The following is a 21911-nucleotide window of genomic DNA, read 5'->3' on the forward strand; positions in this document are numbered from 1 at the left end:
TCTCCGTCGGGTTCCCCGCTCCCGGCTCGCCCTGACGGCTCGGTCGGGTCGCTCTGGGCGGACCCGGTGGCTTGGGCACCGGGTCCGCGAGCCGGGCAGGCGAGGGGGGTGGGCTGCCTGTCCGGAGGGAAATGGCCTGGAACCGCGTGGCTTGTGCGGCGGTGTGACGCGCGACATCGTTGTCAATCGTCGTGCACATGACTCTACCGCCTCGACGGACAACGATGTCAAGCCACTTGGCTGGCCCGACCGGGTGACAGGGGCGTGCGCCTCCCCGCGCGTACGCGGTCTTCCGTGGTACCGGTGGCGCACGCTACTGTCCCTGCGGCTTGTGCGACCTGTGGTGCGCGACCCGTCCGTTAGGAGGAAGGGCCGCGTCATGCGTTTGAGACCCACGTCCCTGCTGCTGGCCGCGCTCCTCGCGACCGCCGGCACCGCAACTCCCGCCCTGGCGGCGACCGCCGCTCCCCCCGGCCTCGTCAAGGACCCGACCCCGTACGTCGATCCGCTGATCGGCACCAAGAACGGGGGCGACGTCTTCCCGGGCGCCGTCGTGCCGTTCGGCATGCTCTCCTGGAGCCCGGAGAACACGCGCGGCGACGCCACGAGAACCGCCGCCCCCGGCGGCTACCAGTACGACGCCACCCGCGTCCGCGGCTTCAGCCTCACCCACATGTCCGGCACCGGCTGCGCGGGCGGCAGCGGGGACATCCCGTTCTTCCCGTACGCCGGTGAGGTCACCTCCTCCCCGGCGAGCGACACCAAGGACGCCGTCTACGCCTCGGACTTCCACCACGCCGACGAGACCGCCGAGCCCGGCCACTACAAGGTCGGCCTGGCCTCCGGTGTCACCGCCGACCTCACCGCCACGGCGCGCACCGGCTCGGCCCGCTTCACCTACCCGGCCGGCAAGCCCGCCTCCCTGCTCGTGCGCACCGCCAACTCCGAGGTGGGCTCGGAGGACTCGACGGTCACGATCGACCCGGACACCCGGACGATCTCCGGCTCCGTCACCTCCGGCAACTTCTGCGGCTACCTCGACCCGGAAGGGCAACGCGCCTACTACACCCTCTACTTCACCGCCCGCTTCGACCGTGCCTTCCAGGCCACCGGCACCTGGCACGACGACCGGCTCGACCCCGGCTCCCGGGAGGCGTCCGGCGGCACCGGCGGCTTCTCGCACGGCGGGCGGCCGGTCGCAGGGAAGGGCGCGGGCGGGTACGTCCAGTTCGCGCCCGGCGACGGCCCGGTCAACGTCAAGGTCGGCATCTCCTACGTCAGCCGGGAGGCCGCCGAGGCCAACCTGGCCGCCGAGAACCCACCGGGGCGGTCCTTCGACGCGGTCCGGGAGGCGGCCCGGCGGGCCTGGCGGGAGCGGCTGGGCGCCATCCGGGTCGGCGGCGGCACGGACGCCGAGCGCACCACCTTCTACACCGCGCTGTACCACGCGCTGCTGCACCCCAACGTCATCAGCGACGCCGACGGCAGATACCGGGGTGCCGACGGGCGCGTGCACACGGTCGACCGTCGCCGGCACGCCCAGTACGGCACCTTCTCCGGCTGGGACGTCTACCGCGACCAGGTCCAGCTGCTGACGCTGCTCGACCCGCGCACGGGCTCGGACATCGCGCAGTCCCTGTACGAGCTGGCCCGGCAGAACAACGGCGTCTGGGACCGCTGGCTGCACGGCGCGAGCGGCACCCACGTCATGAACGGCGACCCCTCGCCGGCCGCGCTGGCCGGCATCCGCGCCTTCGGCGGCACGGACTTCGACCTCAAGGGCGCCCTGAAGTCCCTCGTGCGGGCGGCGACCGTGCCCACACCGCAGGACCTGTCCCCGGCCGGCAAGCCCGTGCTGTCGGCGGGCCAGCGCCCCTCCCTCGACAAGTACCTCAAGCTGCACTACATGCCGAGCGTGTCCAACGCCTGGGGCGGTGCCGCCGAGACCCTGGAGATGTCCACCGCGGACTTCGCGATCTCCCAACTCGCCCACGCGGCGGGGGACAAGGGCACGGCGGACACCTTCGCGCACCGGGCCCAGTGGTGGCAGAACAACTTCAACATCGCGGCCGCGCCGGACGGCGGCTACATCGCGAACCGCAAGGCCGACGGCAGCTGGGTCACGGGCTTCACCCCGGACACGGGCAACGGCTTCGTCGAGGGCACGGCGGCCCAGTACACCTGGATGGTCCCGCACGACCCGGCGGGCCTCTTCGCCGCGCTCGGCGGCCGGGAGGCGGCGCTCGCCCGGCTGGACGACTTCTTCCACGACGCCGACGGCGGCTGGGCCTTCACCGGCAACGGCGGCGCCAAGTCCGAGCTGGACAACGAGCCGTCGATCAACGTCCCCTACCTGTACGACTACGCCGGCGCCCCCTACAAGACGCAGGAGACCGTCCGCGCGGCGATGCGGCAGCTGTGGTCCACCGAGCCCGGCGGCATCCCGGGCAACGACGACCTCGGCGCGATGTCCGCCTGGTACGTCTTCTCCGCCCTCGGCATGTACCCGCAGGTGCCGTCCCGCGCCGAACTGGTCCTCGCCTCACCGCTGTTCGAGCGGATCGAGATCGACCGGCCGCACGGCAACGACATCTCCGTCCGCGCCACCGGAGCGGCGGCCGACGCGCCCTACGTCCGGTCCCTGAAGGTGAACGGCCGCACCAGCGACCGGCCGTGGCTGCCCGCGTCCTTCGTCCGCGACGGCGGCCGGCTCGACTACACGCTGTCCGCGACCCCGGACCGCGACTGGGGCGCGGGCAGCCCGCCGCCGTCCTTCCGGAAGGGCGAGCAGCCGTACCAGATCGGTGTCGGGCCCACCACGGCCACCCTCGCCCCCGGTGACAGCACGAAGATCGGCATCCGCGCGCTGTCGCTGACCGGCGGCACCGGTCCCGAGGTGCGGTTCCGGGTGGAGACCCCGGCCGGGGTGACGGCCACGCCCGCCGAGGGCACGGTCACCGACGGCGCCCAGGAGATCACCCTCACGGCGGCGCGTGACGCCGAGCAGGGCTTCGCCGACGTCCGGGTCACGGTCACCTCGGGCGACTCCTCCTACGAGCAGCCGGTGGCGCTCACCGTGGCCGCCCCGGGCACCCTGCTCGCCGCCTACAACAGCACCGGCGTCTCCGACGACGACGGCGACCACGCCGAGGCCGACTACGACGGCGGCGGCTGGAGCTACTCCCGGCAGGCCCTCGCGGCAGCAGGCCTCACTCCGGGCGAGCAGGCCACGGTCGGCGGGCTCACCTTCACCTGGCCCGCCTCACCCGCCGGCCGCCCCGACAACGCCTCGGCGTCCGGCCAGACCATCCACCTGGCCTCCCCGGCGGGCGCGTTGTCCTTCATCGGCAGCGCGGTCAACGGCAACCAGCAGACCAAGGCGACCGTCACCTACACCGACGGCACCACCGACACCGTCGACCTGTCCTTCACCGACTGGACCGTGGGCGGCGGTGGCGGCACCGTCCAGTACGGCAACGAGGTCGTCGCCAAGACCGCGTACCGCAACGTCGCCGGCGCGGACAAGGACCCGGTGGCCACGTACGTCTTCGCCACCAAGCCGTACCAGGCCCCGGCGGGCAAGCAGATCAAGACCGTCACGCTCCCGCACAACGCGGACCTCCACGTGTTCACCCTCGCGGTGCGCTGACCCCGGCGGTGCGGGGCGCATCCACACGGACTCCGCGCTCCGCACCGTGCCGGTGCACCTTCGTCACGGCCATGGTCGGCGGCTCGCCTCACCCCAGCTGGTGGAGCAGTTCCCGCACGGTGGCGAGCAACTCGTCCGGCACGAGTCCGTCCTCCTCGTACACCGCCACAACGCGTCGAAGCTGCCGTCTCGCTGCCGCGTCGGCATCGAGCTGCGACTGGGCGAAGGCCAGATTCGATCGCGCGATCAGGGAGTCCCGGTGGTTCCGGCCCAGGGTGGCGTCCAACGGATCGACGAGCGCCACGAGTTGTCTGGCAGCGAGGGCCGTGTGTCCCTGGCGCAGCAGGACGGCCGCCAGAGCCTGGCGGACCTGGAGGGTCTCCGCGTGGTCGGCCCCCAGGTCCCGGCTCTTCGCGGCGACGATCCGGCGGAGTTCGTCCTCCGCCTCGGCGTCCCGGCCCAGCTCGAAGTAGATGTCGGCCAGTTTCCGGCGAGCCGCGAGGACGCGGGTCCCCTCGCCGTCGGCCGTATCCACCAGGGCCCCCACGACGGCACGGAGCAAGGCTTCCGCGTCCGCGTGCCGGTTCAGCCGGTGCAGGGACTCCGCATGATTGAGCCGGGCGTCGACGGTCTCGCGATGGCCGGCGCCGAAGATCTGCTCCAGCGCGAGGGCCGCTGTCCGCAGCAGCTTCTCCCCCTCGGCCGCCCGGCCGGTCGTGGCGAGCAGACCACCGAGGGCCCCGCGCGTGACGATTGCCATGGGGTGAGTCCCTTCACCGATGCGGTCCCACGCGGCGAGCGTCTCGCACAGCTCCGCCTCCGCCTCGTCGAGCCGTCCCAGTTCGACGAGGGCGCGGCTGAGGTTGTTCCTGGTGACCAGGGTGCTGGGATGGTCGGGACCCTGGCTGCGGTCTTCCAGCGCCAGGACCTCCGTGAAGGCGGCATGGGCCTGTTCCACCTCGCCGAGCTCGAGGAGCAGGTCAGCGAGTTCATGACGGGTCGCGAGCGTCGGCAGTGCCGCCTCGCCCAGGGAGTCCGTCTTGACGCTGACCACCTGCTCGAACAGGGACCGGGCCCCGGCGAGGTCGCCTCGGGCGCGCAGAGTGCGGCCGAGCTCGTGCCGAGCCGCCAAGGTGACCGGGTGGTCCGGCCCCAGCACCGCCACCGTGCGGGAGACGACGACGGACAGCTCGGCATGGGCGTAGGCGACGTCCCCGCGGTCCAGACGGAGCCGGGCCAGTTCATGGCGTGCCGCCAGGGTGGTCCGGTGATCCGGGCCGAGGGTCCTCAGCGCCGATTCCAGGACGTGGGCGAACTCCGCCTCGGCCTCGTCATAACGCCCCTGATCGTGCCGGAGGTAGGCCAGGTTGTGCCGTGTCGCCACGATGCGCGGCGCGTCCGCGGGAAGGCAGTGCCCGAGGGCGTCCAACGCGTGGCGGAGCTGCTCCTCCGCAAGCGACCACACACCGGCCGTGTGGGCGTACGCGGCGGTCCGCGCGGCGAGGTCACCGCGGACCATCCAGTCCTCCCCGGCCGCGTGGGAGGTCTCCGACGCGACCCACGTGCAGTGCGGTGCGAGCAGACGCCACAGTGGCCAGGTCGACGTGTCGTCGCTCGGCAGCCCGCCGGCCACCTTCGCCAGCAGCACGACGGACAGTGTCGTGTACTCGGGCGCGCCCGCGACGGCGTCCGGCTGCATGCGCGTGATCTCACGGACGAGCGGGTGGACGACCAGGGTGTCCACCGTCGTACCGTCCGCCTCGATCCGGCGGCGGTTCAGCAGTCCGCAGCCGAGGAGGCCGCGCACCGCCTCCTCCAGGCCGGTCGCCGACAGCCCGGCGAACACGCTCGCCCGCCCCAGCACGCTGCCGATGAGCAGCACGACCGGCAGGGGGTCGGGCGAGAAGAAGGAGATGAGCCGGAACAGCGGCCGTGCGACGGCGGCCCCTTTCGCCTCCAGCAGATCCAGGGACATCTCCCAGGTCAGCGTGAGCGGACCGGACGGGTCGTGCGGCAGGGCCGAGACGGTTTCGGGGAACTCCCGGTCGAGCGCCGCCTGGTACGCGGCGAACGAGCGCGGCGTGTGCGACTCCGGAAGCACCGGGTCGTCGCTGGTCATGGCGAGATACCTGCCCACCAGTAACAGGGCGAGCGGCAGTCCGCCGAGCCGCCGGGACAGGCTCCGTGCCTCTTCCTCCGTGCCGGCCCGCGGGGCGAGTTCCCGGAGCATCGCGGCGCCGTGCGCCTCGCCGATCGGGTCGACGGCGTGCACGGTCGCCTGCCTCCACCAGGCGGCGGGCCGTTGCTCCCGGCTGGTGACCAACACGGTGCTCCCCGGCCGGGGTGCCCTGATCCAGTCGCGCACCACCGACGGGTCGTCGGCGTTGTCGACGACCAGCAGCCACCGCCTCCTACCCGGGTCGTCCAGCGCACGCCACAGTACGTCCCGGGCGGCCTCCCGCCGTGTCCACACCTCGCGGGCCTCCACGCGGGACACGCCCGCCTGCACGGCGACCTCGCGCAACCCCTCCTCGAAGGTGCTGCGGGTCGCCGCGTCGACCCACCACACCTGCAACCCGGCGGCGCGGCCCCGGCGGGCGAGCGCCAGCGCCACCGTGCTCTTGCCACAGCCGCCGACCCCGCACAGCACCACCCGGTCGCCGCCACGCGTCATCTGCTCCGCCAACTCGGCCAGCAGCGCGTCCCGGCCACGGACGTGGTGTTCGATCGCGTCCTCGGGCACTGCGACCGACAGGTCTCCCGCGGGCTCACCGCCCATGCCCGGGAGCGAGGGCAGCCCCAGGTGCCGCTGGGCCAGGTGGATCAGGTCCGGCGCGGTGAGGAAGTCGGTGAGGGCGACCGCGTCGAAGAGGTCCAGCTCGACGTCGTGGACCTCCCGTGCCTCACGTTGCAGCGCGTGCCGGGTGGCCACCGGCACGGCGGCGACGGTGAAGAACAGGACACGGTCCACGGCGCCGCCCTGTCCGTTGATCGCTGCCAGATCCCTCCTGACCTTGGCCGGGACGTTGGTCCTCTGGATGGTGCAGGCCAGGACGACCCGCTGCGGCGACGCGAGAGCGGCGAACTCCGAGGCCGGGGTATGCGGCGGGTGGACCAGGGCCGTCCAGAAGCTCTCGCCGTCCCGTCCCTGGTCGCCCCCGCTGCTCACCGGCCCGGTGGCCAGCAGCAGGTTGCTGACCAGACGCCGGCGGGCGACCTCCAGGCAGAGCCGCTCGAACTCGTGGTGCGCGTTGCGCTCGCCCATCGTGTGCAGCGCGAAGCGCACCAACTCACCGATGTCCACGGGAGCGTGCATCGGTCGACCCCCCTCGTCGTACGCGGTGCGTGACAGGAGTCGATTCTGCCTCGGCGCACCGACAGAGGTGGGCGGAGCCGACCGGATCACCCTGGCGTGTGGGCACGTCCCGGGTGCGCCGACCGTCGACCACCGAGCCCGAGGACGACGTCGTACGGCCCCGGGGACGCCTCGTGTGCGGCGACCCCCGGGGCCTCATGTCATCGCGGGCGAGCCGCTGTTCAGCCCAGCAGTTCCACCTCCGCCAGGGTCGACTCGCCGTCCAGGACCAGGCGGTACTTCGTGTACGTGCCCGGTGCGGCGATGGTGAAGGCGCGGGTCTGGCGGTCCCAGGTGAACGATTCGCCGGAGCGGTGGTCCAGGGTCCGCCAGGTGGTGCCGTCGGTGGAGCCCTCCAGGGTCCAGCCGGTCGGCGCCTTCGTGCGGTCGGCTCCCGAGGTCAGCGTGTACTGGACCGGCCGTACGTCACCCTTGGCCGGCAGGTCCGCCGAGGTGAGCGTCGCGCTCGTCGCCGAGGTGTCGTCGAAGAGCGGGCCGTCACCCTTCAGGACGTCCGCGCGGGGCGTCGGCACCTTGTCGTCCTGGGTGACCGAGACCGGCGCCGCGTCCTTCCCGGTGCCCCACGCCGACGGCTTGGAGCCCATGAAGAAGTCCAGCACCCCGCCCTTGGACAGCAGCGAGTGCGGGAGCGACGTCGACTTCCAGGGGCGGCCGTTGAACATCACGCCCTGGACGTAGACGTTCTTCGCGCTGTTCCCCGGCGCCCGCACCACGAGGTCCCGGCCGTTCTCCAGATGCACGGTGACCTTCTTGAACAGCGGGGAGCCGATGGAGTACTCGCCGCTGCCCATGACCAGTGGGTAGAAGCCGAGCGAGGAGAAGAGGAACCAGGCCGACTGCTCGCCGTTGTCCTCGTCGCCGTGGTAGCCCTGCCCGATCTCACTGCCGGTGTAGAGCCGGGAGAGCGCCTCGCGGACGGACGCCTGCGCCTTCCACGGTTCGCCGGCCGCGTCGTACATGTAGATGACGTGGTGGGCGACCTGGTTGGAGTGGCCGTACATGCCCATCCGGACGTCCCGCGCCTCGGTCATCTCGTGGATGACACCGCCGTAGGAGCCGACATGGTCGGGGGAGGCCGTCTCCGGGGTGGCGAAGTACTCGTCCAGCTTGTCGGCGAGGCCCTGCCGGCCGCCGTACAGGTTGGCCAGGCCCCGGCTGTCCTGCGGGGCGGTGAAGGCGTAGCCCCAGCCGTTGGTCTCCGTGTAGTCGTAGCCCCACACGCGCGGGTCGTACTTCGCGGAGTCCACGCGCCAGGCGCCCTTGTCGTCCCGGCCCTGGAAGAAGCCGGCCTTGGCGTCGAACAGGTTCACATAGTCCCGGGCCCGGTTGAGGAAGTACTCCGACTCCTCCTGGTAGCGCTTCTCGCCCGTCTTCTTGTAGAGCGCCTCGCCCATCTTCGCGATGCCGTAGTCGTTGACGTAGCCCTCCATCGCCCACGACAGGCCCTCGTGCGTGTCGGTCGAGGTGTAGCCGAGGAACGGCGAGGTGGACATGCCCTTGCGGCCCACGCCGGACGTCGGCGGGACCACGGTCGCGTTCTTCACGGCCGCGTCGTACGCCGCCTTCGCGTCGAACTTCACGCCCTTGACGTAGGCGTCGGCGAACGCCACGTCCGAGGAGGTGCCGGTCATCAGGTCGGCGTAGCCGGGGGAGGACCAGCGGGAGGTCCAGCCGCCGTCCTTGTACTGCTGCACGAACCCGTCGACCATCTCGCCCGCCTGGGACGGCGTCAGGAACGAGTACGCGGGCCAGGTGGTCCGGTAGGTGTCCCAGAAGCCGTTGTTGACGTACACCTTGCCGTCCACGATCTTCGCGCCGGTGTGCGTCGGGGTGTCCGGACCCGGCATGGGTGAGAACGGCGAGGCGTACCGGTCCTTGCCGTCGACCCGCTCGAAACCGGAGTTGGGGTACAGGTACAGCCGGTACAGGCCGGAGTACAGCGTGGTCAGCTGGTCCGGGGTCGCGCCCTCCACCTCGACCTTGCCGAGCAGCTTGTCCCAGACCCGCTGGGCGTGGTCCTTGACCGTGTCGAAGGAGGTGCCGTCCGGGATCTCCTGGCGCAGGTTGTCCTTCGCCTGGTCGACGCTGATCAGCGAGGTCGCCAGGCGCAGGGTGACGGTGCGGTCGGCGCCCGCGTCGAAGCGCAGGAAGCCCTTCACCCCGCTGGAGGAGCCGTCGGTGACCGGCTTGTCGAACTCGCCGTACACGAACAGCCGGGTCGCGCCCGTGGACAGGCCCGACTTCACGTCCGAGTAACCGGTGACGGTCCCGTGCTCCTTGTCGAGCGTGAGGCCGGCCTGCTCGGTGACGTTGTCGAACACCACGCTCGCGTCGTCACCGGGATAGGTGAAGCGGAGGGCGGCCGCGTGGTCGGTCGGGGCCATCTCGGCCTTGAGGCCGTTCTCGAACCGGACGCCGTAGTAGTACGGCCGCGCGGTCTCGTTCTCGTGCCGGAAGGGCAGCTCCCGCGCCTCGCGGCCGGTGTCCGGGGTGCCGGACGCGGCCGACGGCATCAGCTGGAAGGTCTGCCGGTCACCCATCCACGGGCTCGGCTCGTGACTCGCGCTGAACGCCTGGATCGTCGGCAGATTGTCCGCGTTGTTCGCGCGTGCGTACTCGTACAGCCAGCTCAGCGAGGACGCGTTGGTCACCGGGGTCCAGAAGTTGAAGCCGTGCGGCAGGGCCGTCGCCGGGAAGTTGTTGCCGCGCGAGAAGCTGCCGCTGGAGTTGGTGCCGCGGGTGGTCAGCGCGTAGTCCGACAGATGCGCCTTCGGCTTCTCGGGCGCGACCGGCTTGAGGGTCACGTCGTCCAGCCAGCCGCGGAACTTCGCCGGGCCGTCGGGGGAGTCGTACGCCACCAGGATGCGGTCGACGGTCTTGCCGGCCGCGACCGAGCCGATCCGCGCGGCCACGTTGTTCCACTGGTTGACGTACAGCGCCTTCGACGCGCCCTGCCCGCGCGGGGTGAGCGGGAAGCCGTGCTGGTCCAGCGCGTTCAGGCCGCTCAGATAGGTGCCGTCGGTGAAGGCCAGGTCGACGGAGACGTTCGTGGCGTCGTAGTCGCGGTCGCCGTCGGCCATCGACGGGAAGACGCGGTACGACAGCTGGGTGTCGCCGCCGACCTTCACGTTCACGTCGAAGACCTTGTTGTACGAGTAGGCCCGGCCGGACGCCGTGTGCCGGCCGGCGTAGCGCAGGGCACGCTTTCCGGTGAACCCGGCCCGCGCCTTGGCGGTCGGGGAGCCGCTCGGGCCCTTGTCGACCAGGGTCAGCATGTCCTGCGGCACCGGGCCGCCGCCGCTGCCGGTGGAGAACTGCACATCGGCGAGCTGGAGGATGTCCGGGGCGCCGTCGTTCTTCGTCACCTCCAGCCGGAAGTGCTGGTATTCGGCCGGTTCGCCGAGGTCGTACGACTTCGTCTGGAACCGCTCGGCGAAGGTCTCGCCCGAGCGGGTGTCGACCGTCTTCCAGTCCTTGCCGTCGGTGGAGCCCTTGAGGGTCCAGTCCTTGGGGTCGCGCTCACCGAAGTCATTGGCCGAGGTGAGCGCGTACGTCGTTATCTTGACGGGCTTGTCCAGGTCGAACTCCACCCAGCCGGTGGGCTCGAAGGTCAGCCACTTGGTGCCGGGCTCGCCGTCGACGAGGTTCTCCTTGACCTCGCCGGCGCCGGTGTTCTCGCCGCTGGCCCGGACTTCGGTGACATGGTCGGTGACATTGCCCGGAATGCCGGTGCTGTAACCGCCGTCGACGCCCGAGGCGCGCTTGGTGCCGTCCCGTCCGGTGTCGACGGTGTTCAGCCAGTCCGGCGCCGGGTCGCCCGCCTCGAACGAGGATGCGAACTCCCGGTCGGCCGCCGGAGCCTTGGCCGGCAGGGCGACCGCCGCGCCCTGCGCGCCGACGGCCATGACAAAGGCGGCCGTGAGGACGGCCGCCGGACCCCATCTGTGCCGCGTTCTCCGCTGCATCTACCGACTTCCCCTCCTGCGCCCCCTCCGGACAACGTTGTCAACTACGGGGCGCAGGAACCAGTAGGTGGTCAAGTGGCCCGTGATGTCAAGGGTGTTGACCGTGGCATTCAGGGAGTTATGTCGCGACTTTTTCCGGCGGGCCGTTCCGCGGGCCTTCATATTTCCGCGAGGTCTCAACTCGGAAAAGACCCAACGCCAACCCTGCATTCGATCTTGCTCCGCTGGCGGAAAGTGGACTATACCTGTCGGCGTTTCCAGCACGACCCAGCACTACCCGACAGCGGTGCCGGGGAGGATCCGGTTCACCGCCTGAGTCCTGGAGAAGGCGAGGACTTGAGCATGGGATCCACTGCGCACCACGGTGCCGAAGGTGTAGGACGTCGTGATCTGATCAAGCGGTCCGCGGCACTCGGTCTGGTCGCGGCCCCGGGAATGGGCCTGCTGTCCGCCTGCGCCAGCGGCGGCGGCAGCGACGACTCGGACGAGGGCGGCGCCCAGGGCAAGACGTCCAAGGACAACCCGTTCGGCGCCCAGAAGGGCGGCAAGCTCGACGTCGTCGTCTTCAAGGGCGGATACGGCGACGATTACGCCAAGGCGTGGGAGGCCGACTTCGGCAAGAAGCTCGGCATCACCTCCACCCACACCGGCACCCAGGAGATCACCGGCAAGCTCCAGCCGCGGTTCAACGCGGGCAACCCGCCGGACATCGTGGACGACTCCGGCGCCCAGAAGATCAATATCGACGTCCTGTACAAGAACGGTCAGCTGCTGGACCTCGCCGAGGTGCTGGACGCGCCCTCGGTGGACGACCCGGCCAAGAAGGTCCGCGACACCCTGATCCCCGGCACGCTCGACCCGGGCCTCCAGGAGGGCAAGATCGTCGCGCTGAACTACATCTACACGGTCTGGGGGCTGTGGTACTCGGGCAAGCTCTTCAAGGAGAAGGGCTGGGAGGAGCCCAAGACCTGGGCCGACTTCCTCGCCATCTGCAAGGACGCCAAGTCGGAGGGCATCGGCGGCCTAGCGCACCAGGGCAAGTACCCGTACTACATCAACGTCGCCATCATGGACCTGATCGCCAAGAAGGGCGGCCTGGACGCCATGAAGGCGATCGACAACCTCGACCCCAAGGCGTTCGTCGGCTCCGAGGCGGCGCAGGACGCCATCGAGGCGATCTACGAGGTGGTCGAGAAGGGCTATCTCATGCCCGGCACGAACGGCCTGACGCACACCGAGTCGCAGACCCGCTGGAACCAGTACAAGGCCGTGTTCATCACCTCCGGCTCCTGGCTGGAGAACGAGCAGCTCAAGCAGACGCCGACCGACTTCGACATGAAGTTCCTGCCGATGCCGCTGCTGCCCGGCAGCAAGCTGCCGTTCGAGGCGATCCGGGCCGGCTCGGGCGAGCCCTTCATCATCCCGGCGAAGGCGAAGAACCTGCCCGCGGCCAAGGAGTTCATGCGGCGCATGCTGTCCAAGGAGTGGTCGACGCTCTTCGCGAAGCAGGCCAACTCGCTGACGATCCTCAAGGACGGCGTCGATCCCGGCGTCCAGCTGCGGCCGGGTACGCAGTCCACGGTCGAGGCGTCGAAGGCGGCCGGCGGCAACACCTTCCGGTACCTGTACACCGAGTGGTACGGCGAGATGGGGACCGCCATCGAGGCGGCCTCCAATGAGCTGATGGCCAAGCGGATTCAGCCGAAGGAGTGGCTGAAGAGGTGTCAGGCGGCCGTGGACAAGCAGGCCAAGGACCCTGCGTCGAAGAAGAATCACCGGGATTAGTTCGCCTGGGCGCCGTAGGGGTGCGGGGTGCGTTCGCGGGTGCCGGTTCGTCGTGGTCTCTCGCGGCCACGCGGCGGAGCCGCATATCGGCACAGCCCCGTGCCCCTTCGGGGCGCTCCACCACAGGGCAGGAAAAAGGCCATGCGCAAAGGGCAGTACCGGTTCGTCGCGGGGTTTCTCCTCGTACCCGTGGCGCTTTATGTGATCTTCGTGATCTGGCCGTACATCCAGACCTTCGGCTATTCGCTGACCGACTGGAAGGGGCAGTCGCAGACCTTCCGGTTCGTTGGTCTGGACAATTACAGGGCGCTGTTCCAGGACGATGTCTTCCTCGAAGCCATCTGGCACAACATCCTCTTCCTCGTCTTCATCCCGGTGATCACGATTCTGCTCGCCCTGTTCTTCGCCTTCATGCTGAACGCGGGCGGGCGCGGCCGGGCCGGCGGTGTCCAGGGGGTCGCCGGGGCGAGGCTCTACAAGATCCTCTACTTCTTTCCGCAGGTGCTGTCGCTGGCCATCCTCGCGGTGCTGTTCAACGCGGTGTACCGCAGTGACGGCGGCGGTCTGCTCAACGGCCTCCTGATCAAGCTCGGCCTGGTCGACGCCGCCGATCCGGTGGAGTGGCTCAACGAGCCGAACGTGGTCCTGTGGGCGCTGATGCTGGTCGTGGTCTGGCACGGCGTCGGCTTCTACCTGGTGCTGTTCTCGGCCGCCATGCAGTCCGTCCCGAGGGACATCTACGAGGCCGCCCTGATCGACGGGGCGAGCCGTGGCCAGTCCTTCTTCCGCATCACCCTGCCGCTGCTGTGGGACTCCGTGCAGACCGCCTGGGTCTACCTCGGCATCGTCGCCATGGACATGTTCGTCCTGGTCTCGTCGATGACCCAGAACATGGGCGCGTACGGCGGTGGCCCCGACCACCACAGCGACGTGATGTCGACGGTGATGATGCGGAACTTCCTCTACTACGGCAAGAGCGGCTACGCCTGCGCCATGGGCGTGGTCATGCTGCTGCTCACGCTGGTCCTGTCCGTGGTCACGCTGCGCGCCACCCGCCGCGACCGCATCGAGTTCTGAGCGGAGTCACGTCGATGAGCGCACCCATCAAGGAGACCGCCCCCGCGCCCGCCGGGCGGGCGGTGGCCAAGGTCCCCGCCCGGCCCGGTGACCGGCGCGGCGAGGGCGTGGTCCTGAACGTCTTCTCCCACGGCTTCCTCGCGCTGTGGGCCCTGCTGATCGTGCTGCCGCTGCTGTGGCTGGTGCTCAGCTCCTTCAAGACCGACGCCCAGATCGGCGGCTCGGCCCTCGGCTGGCCGGAGAACTGGACCGTCGACGTCTTCCGCCGCGCCTGGGACAAGGGCATCGGCGACTACTTCCTGAACACCGTGATCGTACTGGTGTTCTCCGTCCCGCTGACCATGCTGTTCGGGTCGATGGCCGCGTACGTGCTGGCGCGGTACCGGTTCTGGGGCAACCGGCTGCTGTACTACTTCTTCGTGGCCGGCGCGATGTTCCCGGTGTTCCTGGCCCTGGTCCCGCTGTTCTTCATGGTCAAGCGGCTGGACATGCTGAACACCTACCAGGGGCTGATCCTGGTCTACGTCGCCTACTCGATGCCGTTCACGGTGTTCTTCATGCACGCCTTCTTCCGGACGCTGCCCACGGCGGTCTTCGAGGCGGCGATCCTGGACGGCGCCTCGCACACCAGGACCTTCTTCCAGGTGATGCTGCCGATGGCGAAACCCGGACTGATCAGCGTGGGCATCTTCAACACGTTGGGTCAGTGGAACCAGTTCATCCTGCCCACGGTCCTGATGCAGCCGCAGAGCGGCTCGGACCCCGAGCGGTACGTCCTCACACAGGGCCTGATCCAGCTGCAACAGCAGCAGGGATACGCCTCCGACCTGCCCGTTCTCTTCGCGGGTGTGACCATCGCCATGATCCCGATGCTGGTCGTGTACCTGTCCTTCCAGCGCCAGGTGCAGGCCGGTCTGACCTCCGCCACACTGAAGTAACCGCGCTCCGCGACCGTCCGTGCGCACGCCGCTCCCGGCTTCCGGAGCGGCGTGCGCGCGTGTGTCCATGTACCCGGAAACGGTTCAACCTCTTGACGGGAGTCACCCCGAACGGCTCAGCTTAGAGTTCACTAGTTGGACATACACGGGGCCTCGCCGAAGCGGCCCCGCGCTCAGGAGGTCGTCGTGGAGACTCCAGGGTCGCAGTCGTCACTGCACCGAGCCAACCTGGAGCGGGTCGTCCGGGCCGTACGCCTGGCCGGGTCTCTTACGCAGGCGGAGATCGCCCGGACCACCGGGCTGTCCGCCGCGACCGTCTCCAACATCGTGCGGGAGCTGAAGGACGGCGGAACCGTCGAGGTCACGCCCACGTCGGCGGGCGGGCGGCGAGCCCGCAGCGTCAGCCTGAGCGGGGACGCCGGCATCGTGATCGGGGTCGACTTCGGGCACACCCATCTGCGGGTCGCGGTCGGCAACCTCGCCCATCAGGTGCTGGCCGAGGAGGCCGAGCCGCTGGACGTGGACGCCTCCGCCGACCAGGGCTTCGACCGGGCCGAACAGCTGGTCAACCGGCTGATCGCGGCGACGGGCGTGGACCGGGCCAAGGTGGCCGGCGTGGGGCTCGGCGTGCCGGGTCCGATCGACGTCGAGTCGGGCACGCTCGGCTCGACCGCGATCCTGCCCGGCTGGGGCGGCACCAAGCCCGCCGAGGAGCTGCGCGAACGGCTCGGCGTGCCGGTGCACGTGGACAACGACGCCAACCTCGGCGCCCTCGGTGAGCTGGTCTGGGGCAGTGGCAAGGGCGTCCGGGACCTGGCGTACATCAAGGTCGCGAGCGGTGTCGGCGCCGGTCTGGTGATCGACGGGAAGATCTATCGCGGCCCCGGCGGCACAGCGGGCGAAATCGGGCATATTACACTCGATGAATCCGGCCCGGTCTGCCGCTGCGGAAACCGCGGCTGCCTGGAGACGTTCGCTGCGGCGCGCTATGTGCTCCCGCTGCTCCAGCCCAGCCACGGTCCCGACCTGACGATGGAAGGCGTCGTACGGCTGGCCAGGGACGGTGACCCGGGCTGTCGTCGGGTGATCGCCGACGTCGGCCGCCACATCGGCAGTGGAGTGGCCAATCTCTGCAATCTGCTGAACCCGAGCCGGGTGGTCCTCGGTGGTGATCTCGCCGAGGCCGGTGAGCTGGTGCTCGGGCCGATCAGGGAGTCCGTCGGCCGCTACGCCATTCCGAGCGCGGCGCGCCAACTGTCCGTTCTTCCGGGGGCACTTGGGGGCCGCGCGGAGGTGCTCGGAGCGCTCGCCCTCGCCCTCAGCGAGATGGGCGATTCAACCCTTTTGGAGGGTGCACTCCCCGTGGCGACCCCTGCCTTCACTTAGAGAACGGATGGCACCGTTGCCATCTCGTTAAGGATTTACTTCTTGACGTCGCACGTGTGGCCGAGTTGACTTCCAGCCACCTCGGCCGCAACGACGCGGCCTCGTCAGGGAGGTTTGAAGAGTGAACAAGCGCATGCGTCGTGCTGCCTTTGCTTTCTGTGCCACCGCAATGACCGTCTCGCTCGCCGCTTGCGGCAGCGCGAAGGAGTCCGGCGGCAACGGTGACAGCGGTAAGACGGCCACCCACAAGGGTGACGACATCACCGTCGGTCTGCTCCTGCCGGAGAACCAGACCGCCCGCTACGAGAAGTTCGACAAGCCCATCATCGAGAAGCAGATCTCGGAGCTGACGAACGGCAAGGGCAAGGTCGACTACCTCAACGCCAAGCAGGACGCGACCCTCCAGTCGCAGCAGATCGACACGATGATCACCAAGAAGGTCGACGTGCTGATCCTGGACGCGGTCGACTACAAGGCGGTCGCGCAGGGCGTCAAGAAGGCCAAGGACGCGGGCATCCCGGTCGTCGCCTACGACCGTCTCGCCGAGGGCCCCATCTCCGCCTACACCTCCTTCGACAACGTCGAGGTCGGCAAGACGCAGGGTGAGGCCCTGCTGAAGGCCCTGGGCGGCAAGGCCAAGTCCGGCAAGATCGTCATGATGAACGGCTCCGTGACCGACCCGAACGCCGCGCAGTTCAAGAAGGGCGCGCACGACGTCCTCGACGGCAAGGTGAACATCGGCAAGGAGTACGACACCAAGGAGTGGAAGCCGGAGAACGCCAACGCCAACATGGAGGGCGCCATCTCCGCCCTCGGCAAGGACAAGATCGTCGGCGTCTACTCCGCCAACGACGGCATGGCGGGCGGCGTCATCACCGCGCTCAAGGGCGCGGGCCTCAAGACGCTTCCCCCGGTCACCGGCCAGGACGCCGAGCTCGCGGGCGTGCAGCGCATCGTGACGGGCGAGCAGTACATGAGCGTCTTCAAGTCGTACCCGCAGGAGGCCGAGACCGTCGCCAAGATGGCCGTCTCGATCGCCAAGACCGGCAAGGTCGACAGCTCGCTCGGCGCCAGCACCGTCGACAGCGGCACCGAGAAGGGCATCCCGGCCGTCATCGTCCCGGTAGTCTCGCTGACGAAGGACAACATCAAGGACACGGTCGTCAAGCAGGGTTACTACACGGTCAACGAGATCTGCGCGGGCAAGTACAAGGCCGCCTGCGCCAAGATCGGCCTGAAGTAACACCCCCAGGGGGCCGCCTCGGCAGGCGGTCCCACCGGCCTGCACGGGAGGCGCGCGCCCACTGTCCGCGCGCCCCGTGCCGGCACGTCCGGCGCCTCGCCGCCGACAGCCCCGCAGCACAACGGCGGGGCGCCGGACGGAACGCCCCTCACTCTTCATGTTCAACCTCCCGCCGGGGTCAGGCTCGGGCGGCGAAGGAGATGGTTCACGTGTCCGCTACGCCCGTGCTGGCGTTGCGCGGGGTCTCCAAGCGATTCGGTGCCGTTCAGGCGCTCACCGACGTAGAGCTGGAGGTCCACGCCGGAGAGGTGGTTGCCCTCGTAGGCGACAACGGCGCCGGCAAGTCCACCCTTGTCAAGACGATCGCGGGTGTGCACCCCATCGATGACGGTGTCATCGAGTGGGAGGGCAGCCCCGTCACGGTCAACCGGCCGCACGACGCTCAGAACCTGGGCATCGCGACGGTCTACCAGGACCTCGCCCTGTGCGACAACATCGACGTCGTCGGCAACCTGTTCCTCGGCCGTGAGATCAAGCGGCGCGGTGTCCTGGACGAGGTGGAGATGGAGCGCCGCTCGCGCGAGCTGCTCCAGACGCTCTCCATCCGCATCCCCAGCGTGCGCATCCCGATCGCGTCGCTCTCCGGCGGTCAGCGCCAGGTCGTGGCCATCGCCCGCTCCATGCTCGGCGAGCCCAAGCTGGTCATCCTCGACGAGCCGACCGCCGCCCTCGGCGTCGAGCAGACCGCCCAGGTCCTCGACCTCGTCGAGCGGCTGCGCGAGCGCGGCCTCGCGGTCATCCTCATCAGCCACAACATGGCTGACGTGAAGGCCGTCGCCGACAAGGTCGCCGTTCTGCGGCTCGGTCGCAACAACGGCGTGTTCGAGGTCAAGACCACCTCGCAGGAAGAGATCATCTCCGCCATCACCGGCGCCACGGACAACGCCGTGACCCGTCGTGCGGCGCGCACCACCGCGGAGGCTCACAAGTGAGCATCGACAAGACCCAGGCCGAGCCCGTCGACGCGCCCGCCGTCGCCGCCGACGCCGCCCCCGCCGTCGACCCCCGCCTGCTCGTGCGTGAACAGGGCTTCGCGGGCTATGTCGTCGAGTTCAAGCGCAAGATGCGCGCCGGCGACCTCGGCGCCCTGCCGGTCGTGGTCGGCCTCATCGCCATCTGCGCGATCTTCCAGAGCCTGAACTCCGCCTTCCTCGGCGCGGAGAACCTCAACAACATCTTCGTCGCCATGGTGGCCACCGGCATGATGTCGGTCGGCATCATCTTCGTGCTGCTGCTCGGCGAGATCGACCTCTCCGTCGGCTCCGTCTCCGGCGTCTCCTCGGCGATCACCGCCGTGATGAGCGTCACGCACGGCGTCAACGAGTGGCTCGCCGTCCTCACCGCCCTCGCGGCCGGCGCGGCCATCGGTGCCCTGCACGGCTTCTTCTTCGCCCGGATCGGCGCCCCCGCGTTCGCGGTGACCCTGGCCGGTCTGCTGTTCTGGAACGGCTTCATGCTCCAGATCCTGGGCTCGAACGGCACGATCAACCTCGACGGCGACGGCGTGGTCGGCAAGCTCACCACGTACTACTTCTCGGACGTGGCCGCCGCCTACCTCCTGGCCTTCGTCGCGGTCGCCGGATACTTCCTGTCGGCCTTCCTCGGCAACCGCCGCCGCGCGCTCGCGGGCATCCCGTCCCGCCCGCTCAGCGACATCGTGCTGCGCACCGTGCTGCTCGCGGTCGCCGCGTTCGCCGTCGCGGTCATGTTCAACCAGTACAAGGGTCTGCCGCTCGCGGTGCTGCTCTTCGCGATCGTCCTGGTCGGCAGCGACTTCCTGCTGCGCCGCACCGCGTACGGTCGCAAGGTCTTCGCGCTCGGCGGCAGCGTGGAGGCGTCCCGCCGCGCCGGTATCAACGTCACCATGGTGCGCGTCTCGGTCTTCGCCATCGCGGGCCTCTTCGCCTCGGTCGGCGGTCTGTTCTGGGCCTCCAAGATCGCTGCCGCCAACCAGAGCGCCGGCTCCGGCGACCTGCTGATGAACGTCATCGCCGCGGCCGTCATCGGCGGCACCAGCCTCTTCGGCGGCCGGGGCCGCACCTGGAACGCGCTGCTCGGTGTCCTCGTGATCACGTCGATCCAGTACGGCCTCGCCCTCCAGGGCATCGCCACCCCGATCCAGTACATGATCACCGGTGGCGTGCTCCTCGCCACGGTCGTCATCGACTCGATCACCCGCAAGACCCAGAAGTCGGCCGGCCGCGCCTGAGCGCGCCCGACGCACCACGCCCTTGCCCGGCACCGTCCCACGGTGCCGGGCAAGGGCGTGTCCGGGCTGGCCGCAGGGTACAGCCGTTCGCGTGAGTCATGACCCCCCGCCCGGCCATCGGGCGTGCGGACGGAACATTAGACTCGTCCAAGCCCGGCAACAGCTCGATCAGCTCTACTGCAAGGAGGCACGGGTGCCGCTGCTGACCCGCATCAGGGGACCGCGCGATCTGGACCGGCTCAGCCTGGAGGAGCTGGACCAGCTGGCGGAGGAGATCCGGACCTTCCTCGTCCAGGAGGTCTCCAAGACCGGCGGGCACCTGGGCCCCAACCTCGGTGTGGTGGAGCTGACCATCGCCCTGCACCGGGTCTTCGAGTCCCCGAAGGACAAGGTGCTGTGGGACACCGGCCACCAGTCCTACGTGCACAAGCTGCTCACCGGCCGGCAGGACTTCTCGAAGCTGAAGATGAAGGGCGGCCTGTCGGGCTACCCCTCGCAGGCCGAGTCCGAGCACGACGTCATCGAGAACAGCCACGCCTCCACGGTGCTCGGCTGGGCCGACGGCATCGCCAAGGCCAACCAGCTGCGCGAGCGGGACAGCCATGTCGTCGCCGTCATCGGTGACGGGGCCCTGACAGGCGGCATGGCCTGGGAGGCGCTCAACAACATCGCCGAGGCCAAGGACCGGCCGCTGGTCATCGTCGTCAACGACAACGAGCGGTCGTACGCCCCGACCATCGGCGGGCTCGCCAACCATCTGGCGACCCTGCGGACCACCGACGGGTACGAGCGCTTCCTGGCGCGGACGAAGGACATCCTCGACCGCACCCCGGTCGTCGGCAAGCCGCTGTACGAGACCCTGCACGGCGCCAAGAAGGGGCTGAAGGACTTCATCGCCCCGCAGGGCATGTTCGAGGACCTCGGCCTGAAGTACGTCGGCCCGATCGACGGCCACGACATCGAGGCGCTGGAGTCGGCGCTGGCCCGGGCCAAGCGGTTCGGCGGCCCGGTCATCGTGCACTGCCTGACCGAGAAGGGCCGTGGCTACCAGCCCGCCCTCCAGGACGAGGCCGACCGGTTCCACGCCGTCGGCAAGATCCACCCGGACACCGGGCTGCCGATCGCCTCCTCCGGCGCCGACTGGACCTCCGTCTTCGGCGAGGAGATGGTCAAGCTCGGCGAGGAGCGCGAGGACATCGTCGCCATCACGGCGGCCATGCTCCAGCCCGTGGGTCTGGACAAGTTCGCCAAGCGGTTCCCCGAGCGGGTGTACGACGTCGGCATCGCCGAGCAGCACGGAGCCGTCTCCGCCGCCGGCCTCGCGTACGCCGGGCTCCACCCGGTCTTCGCCGTGTACGCCACCTTCCTCAACCGCGCCTTCGACCAGGTCCTCATGGACGTGGCCCTGCACAAGTGCGGCGTCACCTTCGTGCTCGACCGGGCCGGCATCACCGGCACCGACGGCGCCTCGCACAACGGCATGTGGGACATGTCGATCCTCCAGGTCGTGCCCGGGCTGCGGCTCGCCGCGCCGCGCGACGCCGACCAGGTGCGGGCCCAGCTGCACGAGGCCGTCGCCGTCGAGGACGCGCCGACCGTGGTGCGCTTCTCCAAGGGCGCCGTCGGCCCCGCCGTACCCGCCGTGGGCCGGATCGGGGGCATGGACGTGCTCCGGGAGCCGGGCACCGACCGGCCGGACGTGCTGCTGGTCTCCGTCGGCGCCCTCGCCCCGATGTGCCTGGAGATCGCCGGGCTGCTGGACAAGCAGGGCATCTCCACCACCGTGGTCGACCCCCGCTGGGTCAAGCCCGTCGACGAGGCCATGGCCCCGCTGGCCGAACGGCACCGGGTCGTCGTCACCGTCGAGGACAACAGCCGCGTCGGCGGTGTCGGCTCCGCCGTCGCCCAGGCCCTGAGGGACGCGGGCGTGGACGTGCCGCTGCGCGACTTCGGCATCCCGCCGCGCTTCCTCGACCACGCCTCTCGCGCCGAGGTCATGACCGAGATCGGGCTGACCGCGCCCGACATCGCCCGCCAGGTCACCGGGCTCGTCTCCAAGCTGGACGGCCGCTTCGACCGTACGGCGGGTGCCGTGGACTCCGTGGAGCCCGCGCGCGACTAGAAAACGCCCCCACGGGCCGGTTCCGCCGCTTCCCCCGGTGGCGGAACCGGCCCGTTTGCGTGAACCTGCCTGTGCCGGGGAATACGCACCCCGGCCCTCTC

The 21911-nt window shown here is 69.8% G+C and carries 11 protein-coding genes; 9 read left to right on the top strand and 2 right to left on the bottom strand.

Going from position 1 to position 21911, the window contains the following annotated elements; translation table 11 throughout:
* Positions 1–379: 379 nt before the first annotated feature.
* On the top strand, positions 380–3649 hold the full coding sequence (locus ACZ4WH_RS36240) for a GH92 family glycosyl hydrolase (protein WP_468188886.1): 3270 nt from the start codon (positions 380–382) through the stop codon (positions 3647–3649).
* An 88-nt stretch (positions 3650–3737) separates the two neighbouring features.
* Here ACZ4WH_RS36240 and ACZ4WH_RS36245 read toward each other — a convergent pair whose 3' ends face one another.
* Together ACZ4WH_RS36245 and ACZ4WH_RS36250 are read right to left on the bottom strand one after the other, a co-directional pair.
* On the bottom strand, positions 3738–6965 hold the full coding sequence (locus ACZ4WH_RS36245; RefSeq protein ID WP_468188888.1) for a tetratricopeptide repeat protein: 3228 nt from the start codon (positions 6963–6965) through the stop codon (positions 3738–3740).
* Positions 6966–7186: 221 nt separating this feature from the next.
* Positions 7187–10990, bottom strand: a complete 3804-nt coding sequence (locus ACZ4WH_RS36250; protein ID WP_468188890.1) for a GH92 family glycosyl hydrolase — start codon at positions 10988–10990, stop codon at positions 7187–7189.
* Between the two features lie 342 nt (positions 10991–11332).
* On the opposite strand from ACZ4WH_RS36250, the gene ngcE reads away from it, so the two are divergent.
* The 8 genes from ngcE to dxs all read left to right on the top strand — a co-directional run bounded on the left by ngcE (position 11333) and on the right by dxs (position 21810).
* Entirely contained in the window at positions 11333–12775 is a 1443-nt protein-coding gene (gene ngcE / locus ACZ4WH_RS36255) for an N-acetylglucosamine/diacetylchitobiose ABC transporter substrate-binding protein (protein ID WP_468188892.1), read from the top strand.
* Between the two features lie 141 nt (positions 12776–12916).
* Positions 12917–13852, top strand: coding sequence for a carbohydrate ABC transporter permease (locus ACZ4WH_RS36260; protein ID WP_468188894.1), 936 nt, complete (start codon positions 12917–12919; stop codon positions 13850–13852).
* A 14-nt stretch (positions 13853–13866) separates the two neighbouring features.
* Positions 13867–14790, top strand: coding sequence for a carbohydrate ABC transporter permease (locus ACZ4WH_RS36265; RefSeq protein WP_468188897.1), 924 nt, complete (start codon positions 13867–13869; stop codon positions 14788–14790).
* 186 nt (positions 14791–14976) lie between these two features.
* On the top strand, positions 14977–16176 hold the full coding sequence (locus ACZ4WH_RS36270) for an ROK family transcriptional regulator (RefSeq protein ID WP_468188901.1): 1200 nt from the start codon (positions 14977–14979) through the stop codon (positions 16174–16176).
* A gap of 169 nt (positions 16177–16345) precedes the next feature.
* Positions 16346–17419, top strand: a complete 1074-nt coding sequence (locus tag ACZ4WH_RS36275) for a sugar ABC transporter substrate-binding protein (RefSeq protein ID WP_468188904.1) — start codon at positions 16346–16348, stop codon at positions 17417–17419.
* A gap of 200 nt (positions 17420–17619) precedes the next feature.
* On the top strand, positions 17620–18411 hold the full coding sequence (locus ACZ4WH_RS36280) for an ATP-binding cassette domain-containing protein (RefSeq protein WP_468188906.1): 792 nt from the start codon (positions 17620–17622) through the stop codon (positions 18409–18411).
* On the top strand, positions 18408–19688 hold the full coding sequence (locus tag ACZ4WH_RS36285; RefSeq protein WP_468188908.1) for a sugar ABC transporter permease: 1281 nt from the start codon (positions 18408–18410) through the stop codon (positions 19686–19688). The genes ACZ4WH_RS36280 and ACZ4WH_RS36285 overlap by 4 nt, the downstream gene beginning before the upstream one ends.
* A 193-nt stretch (positions 19689–19881) precedes the next feature.
* Positions 19882–21810: a 1-deoxy-D-xylulose-5-phosphate synthase gene (gene dxs, locus ACZ4WH_RS36290; protein WP_468188911.1), complete on the top strand. Its 1929-nt coding sequence runs from the start codon at positions 19882–19884 to the stop codon at positions 21808–21810.
* The last annotated feature ends 101 nt before the right edge of the window (positions 21811–21911 follow it).

It is taken from the genome of Streptomyces sp. NPDC029138 (genome assembly GCF_055564375.1).

Coding starts and splice junctions, on each gene's coding strand:
- ACZ4WH_RS36280 (WP_468188906.1), top strand. CDS start 17,620: ATGGTTCACGTGTCCGCTACGCCCGTGCTGGCGTTGCGCGGGGTCTCC.
- ACZ4WH_RS36260 (WP_468188894.1), top strand. CDS start 12,917: ATGCGCAAAGGGCAGTACCGGTTCGTCGCGGGGTTTCTCCTCGTACCC.
- ACZ4WH_RS36245 (WP_468188888.1), bottom strand. CDS start 6,965: ATGCACGCTCCCGTGGACATCGGTGAGTTGGTGCGCTTCGCGCTGCAC.
- ACZ4WH_RS36240 (WP_468188886.1), top strand. CDS start 380: ATGCGTTTGAGACCCACGTCCCTGCTGCTGGCCGCGCTCCTCGCGACC.
- ACZ4WH_RS36265 (WP_468188897.1), top strand. CDS start 13,867: ATGAGCGCACCCATCAAGGAGACCGCCCCCGCGCCCGCCGGGCGGGCG.
- ngcE (WP_468188892.1), top strand. CDS start 11,333: ATGGGATCCACTGCGCACCACGGTGCCGAAGGTGTAGGACGTCGTGAT.
- ACZ4WH_RS36275 (WP_468188904.1), top strand. CDS start 16,346: ATGACCGTCTCGCTCGCCGCTTGCGGCAGCGCGAAGGAGTCCGGCGGC.
- ACZ4WH_RS36250 (WP_468188890.1), bottom strand. CDS start 10,990: ATGCAGCGGAGAACGCGGCACAGATGGGGTCCGGCGGCCGTCCTCACG.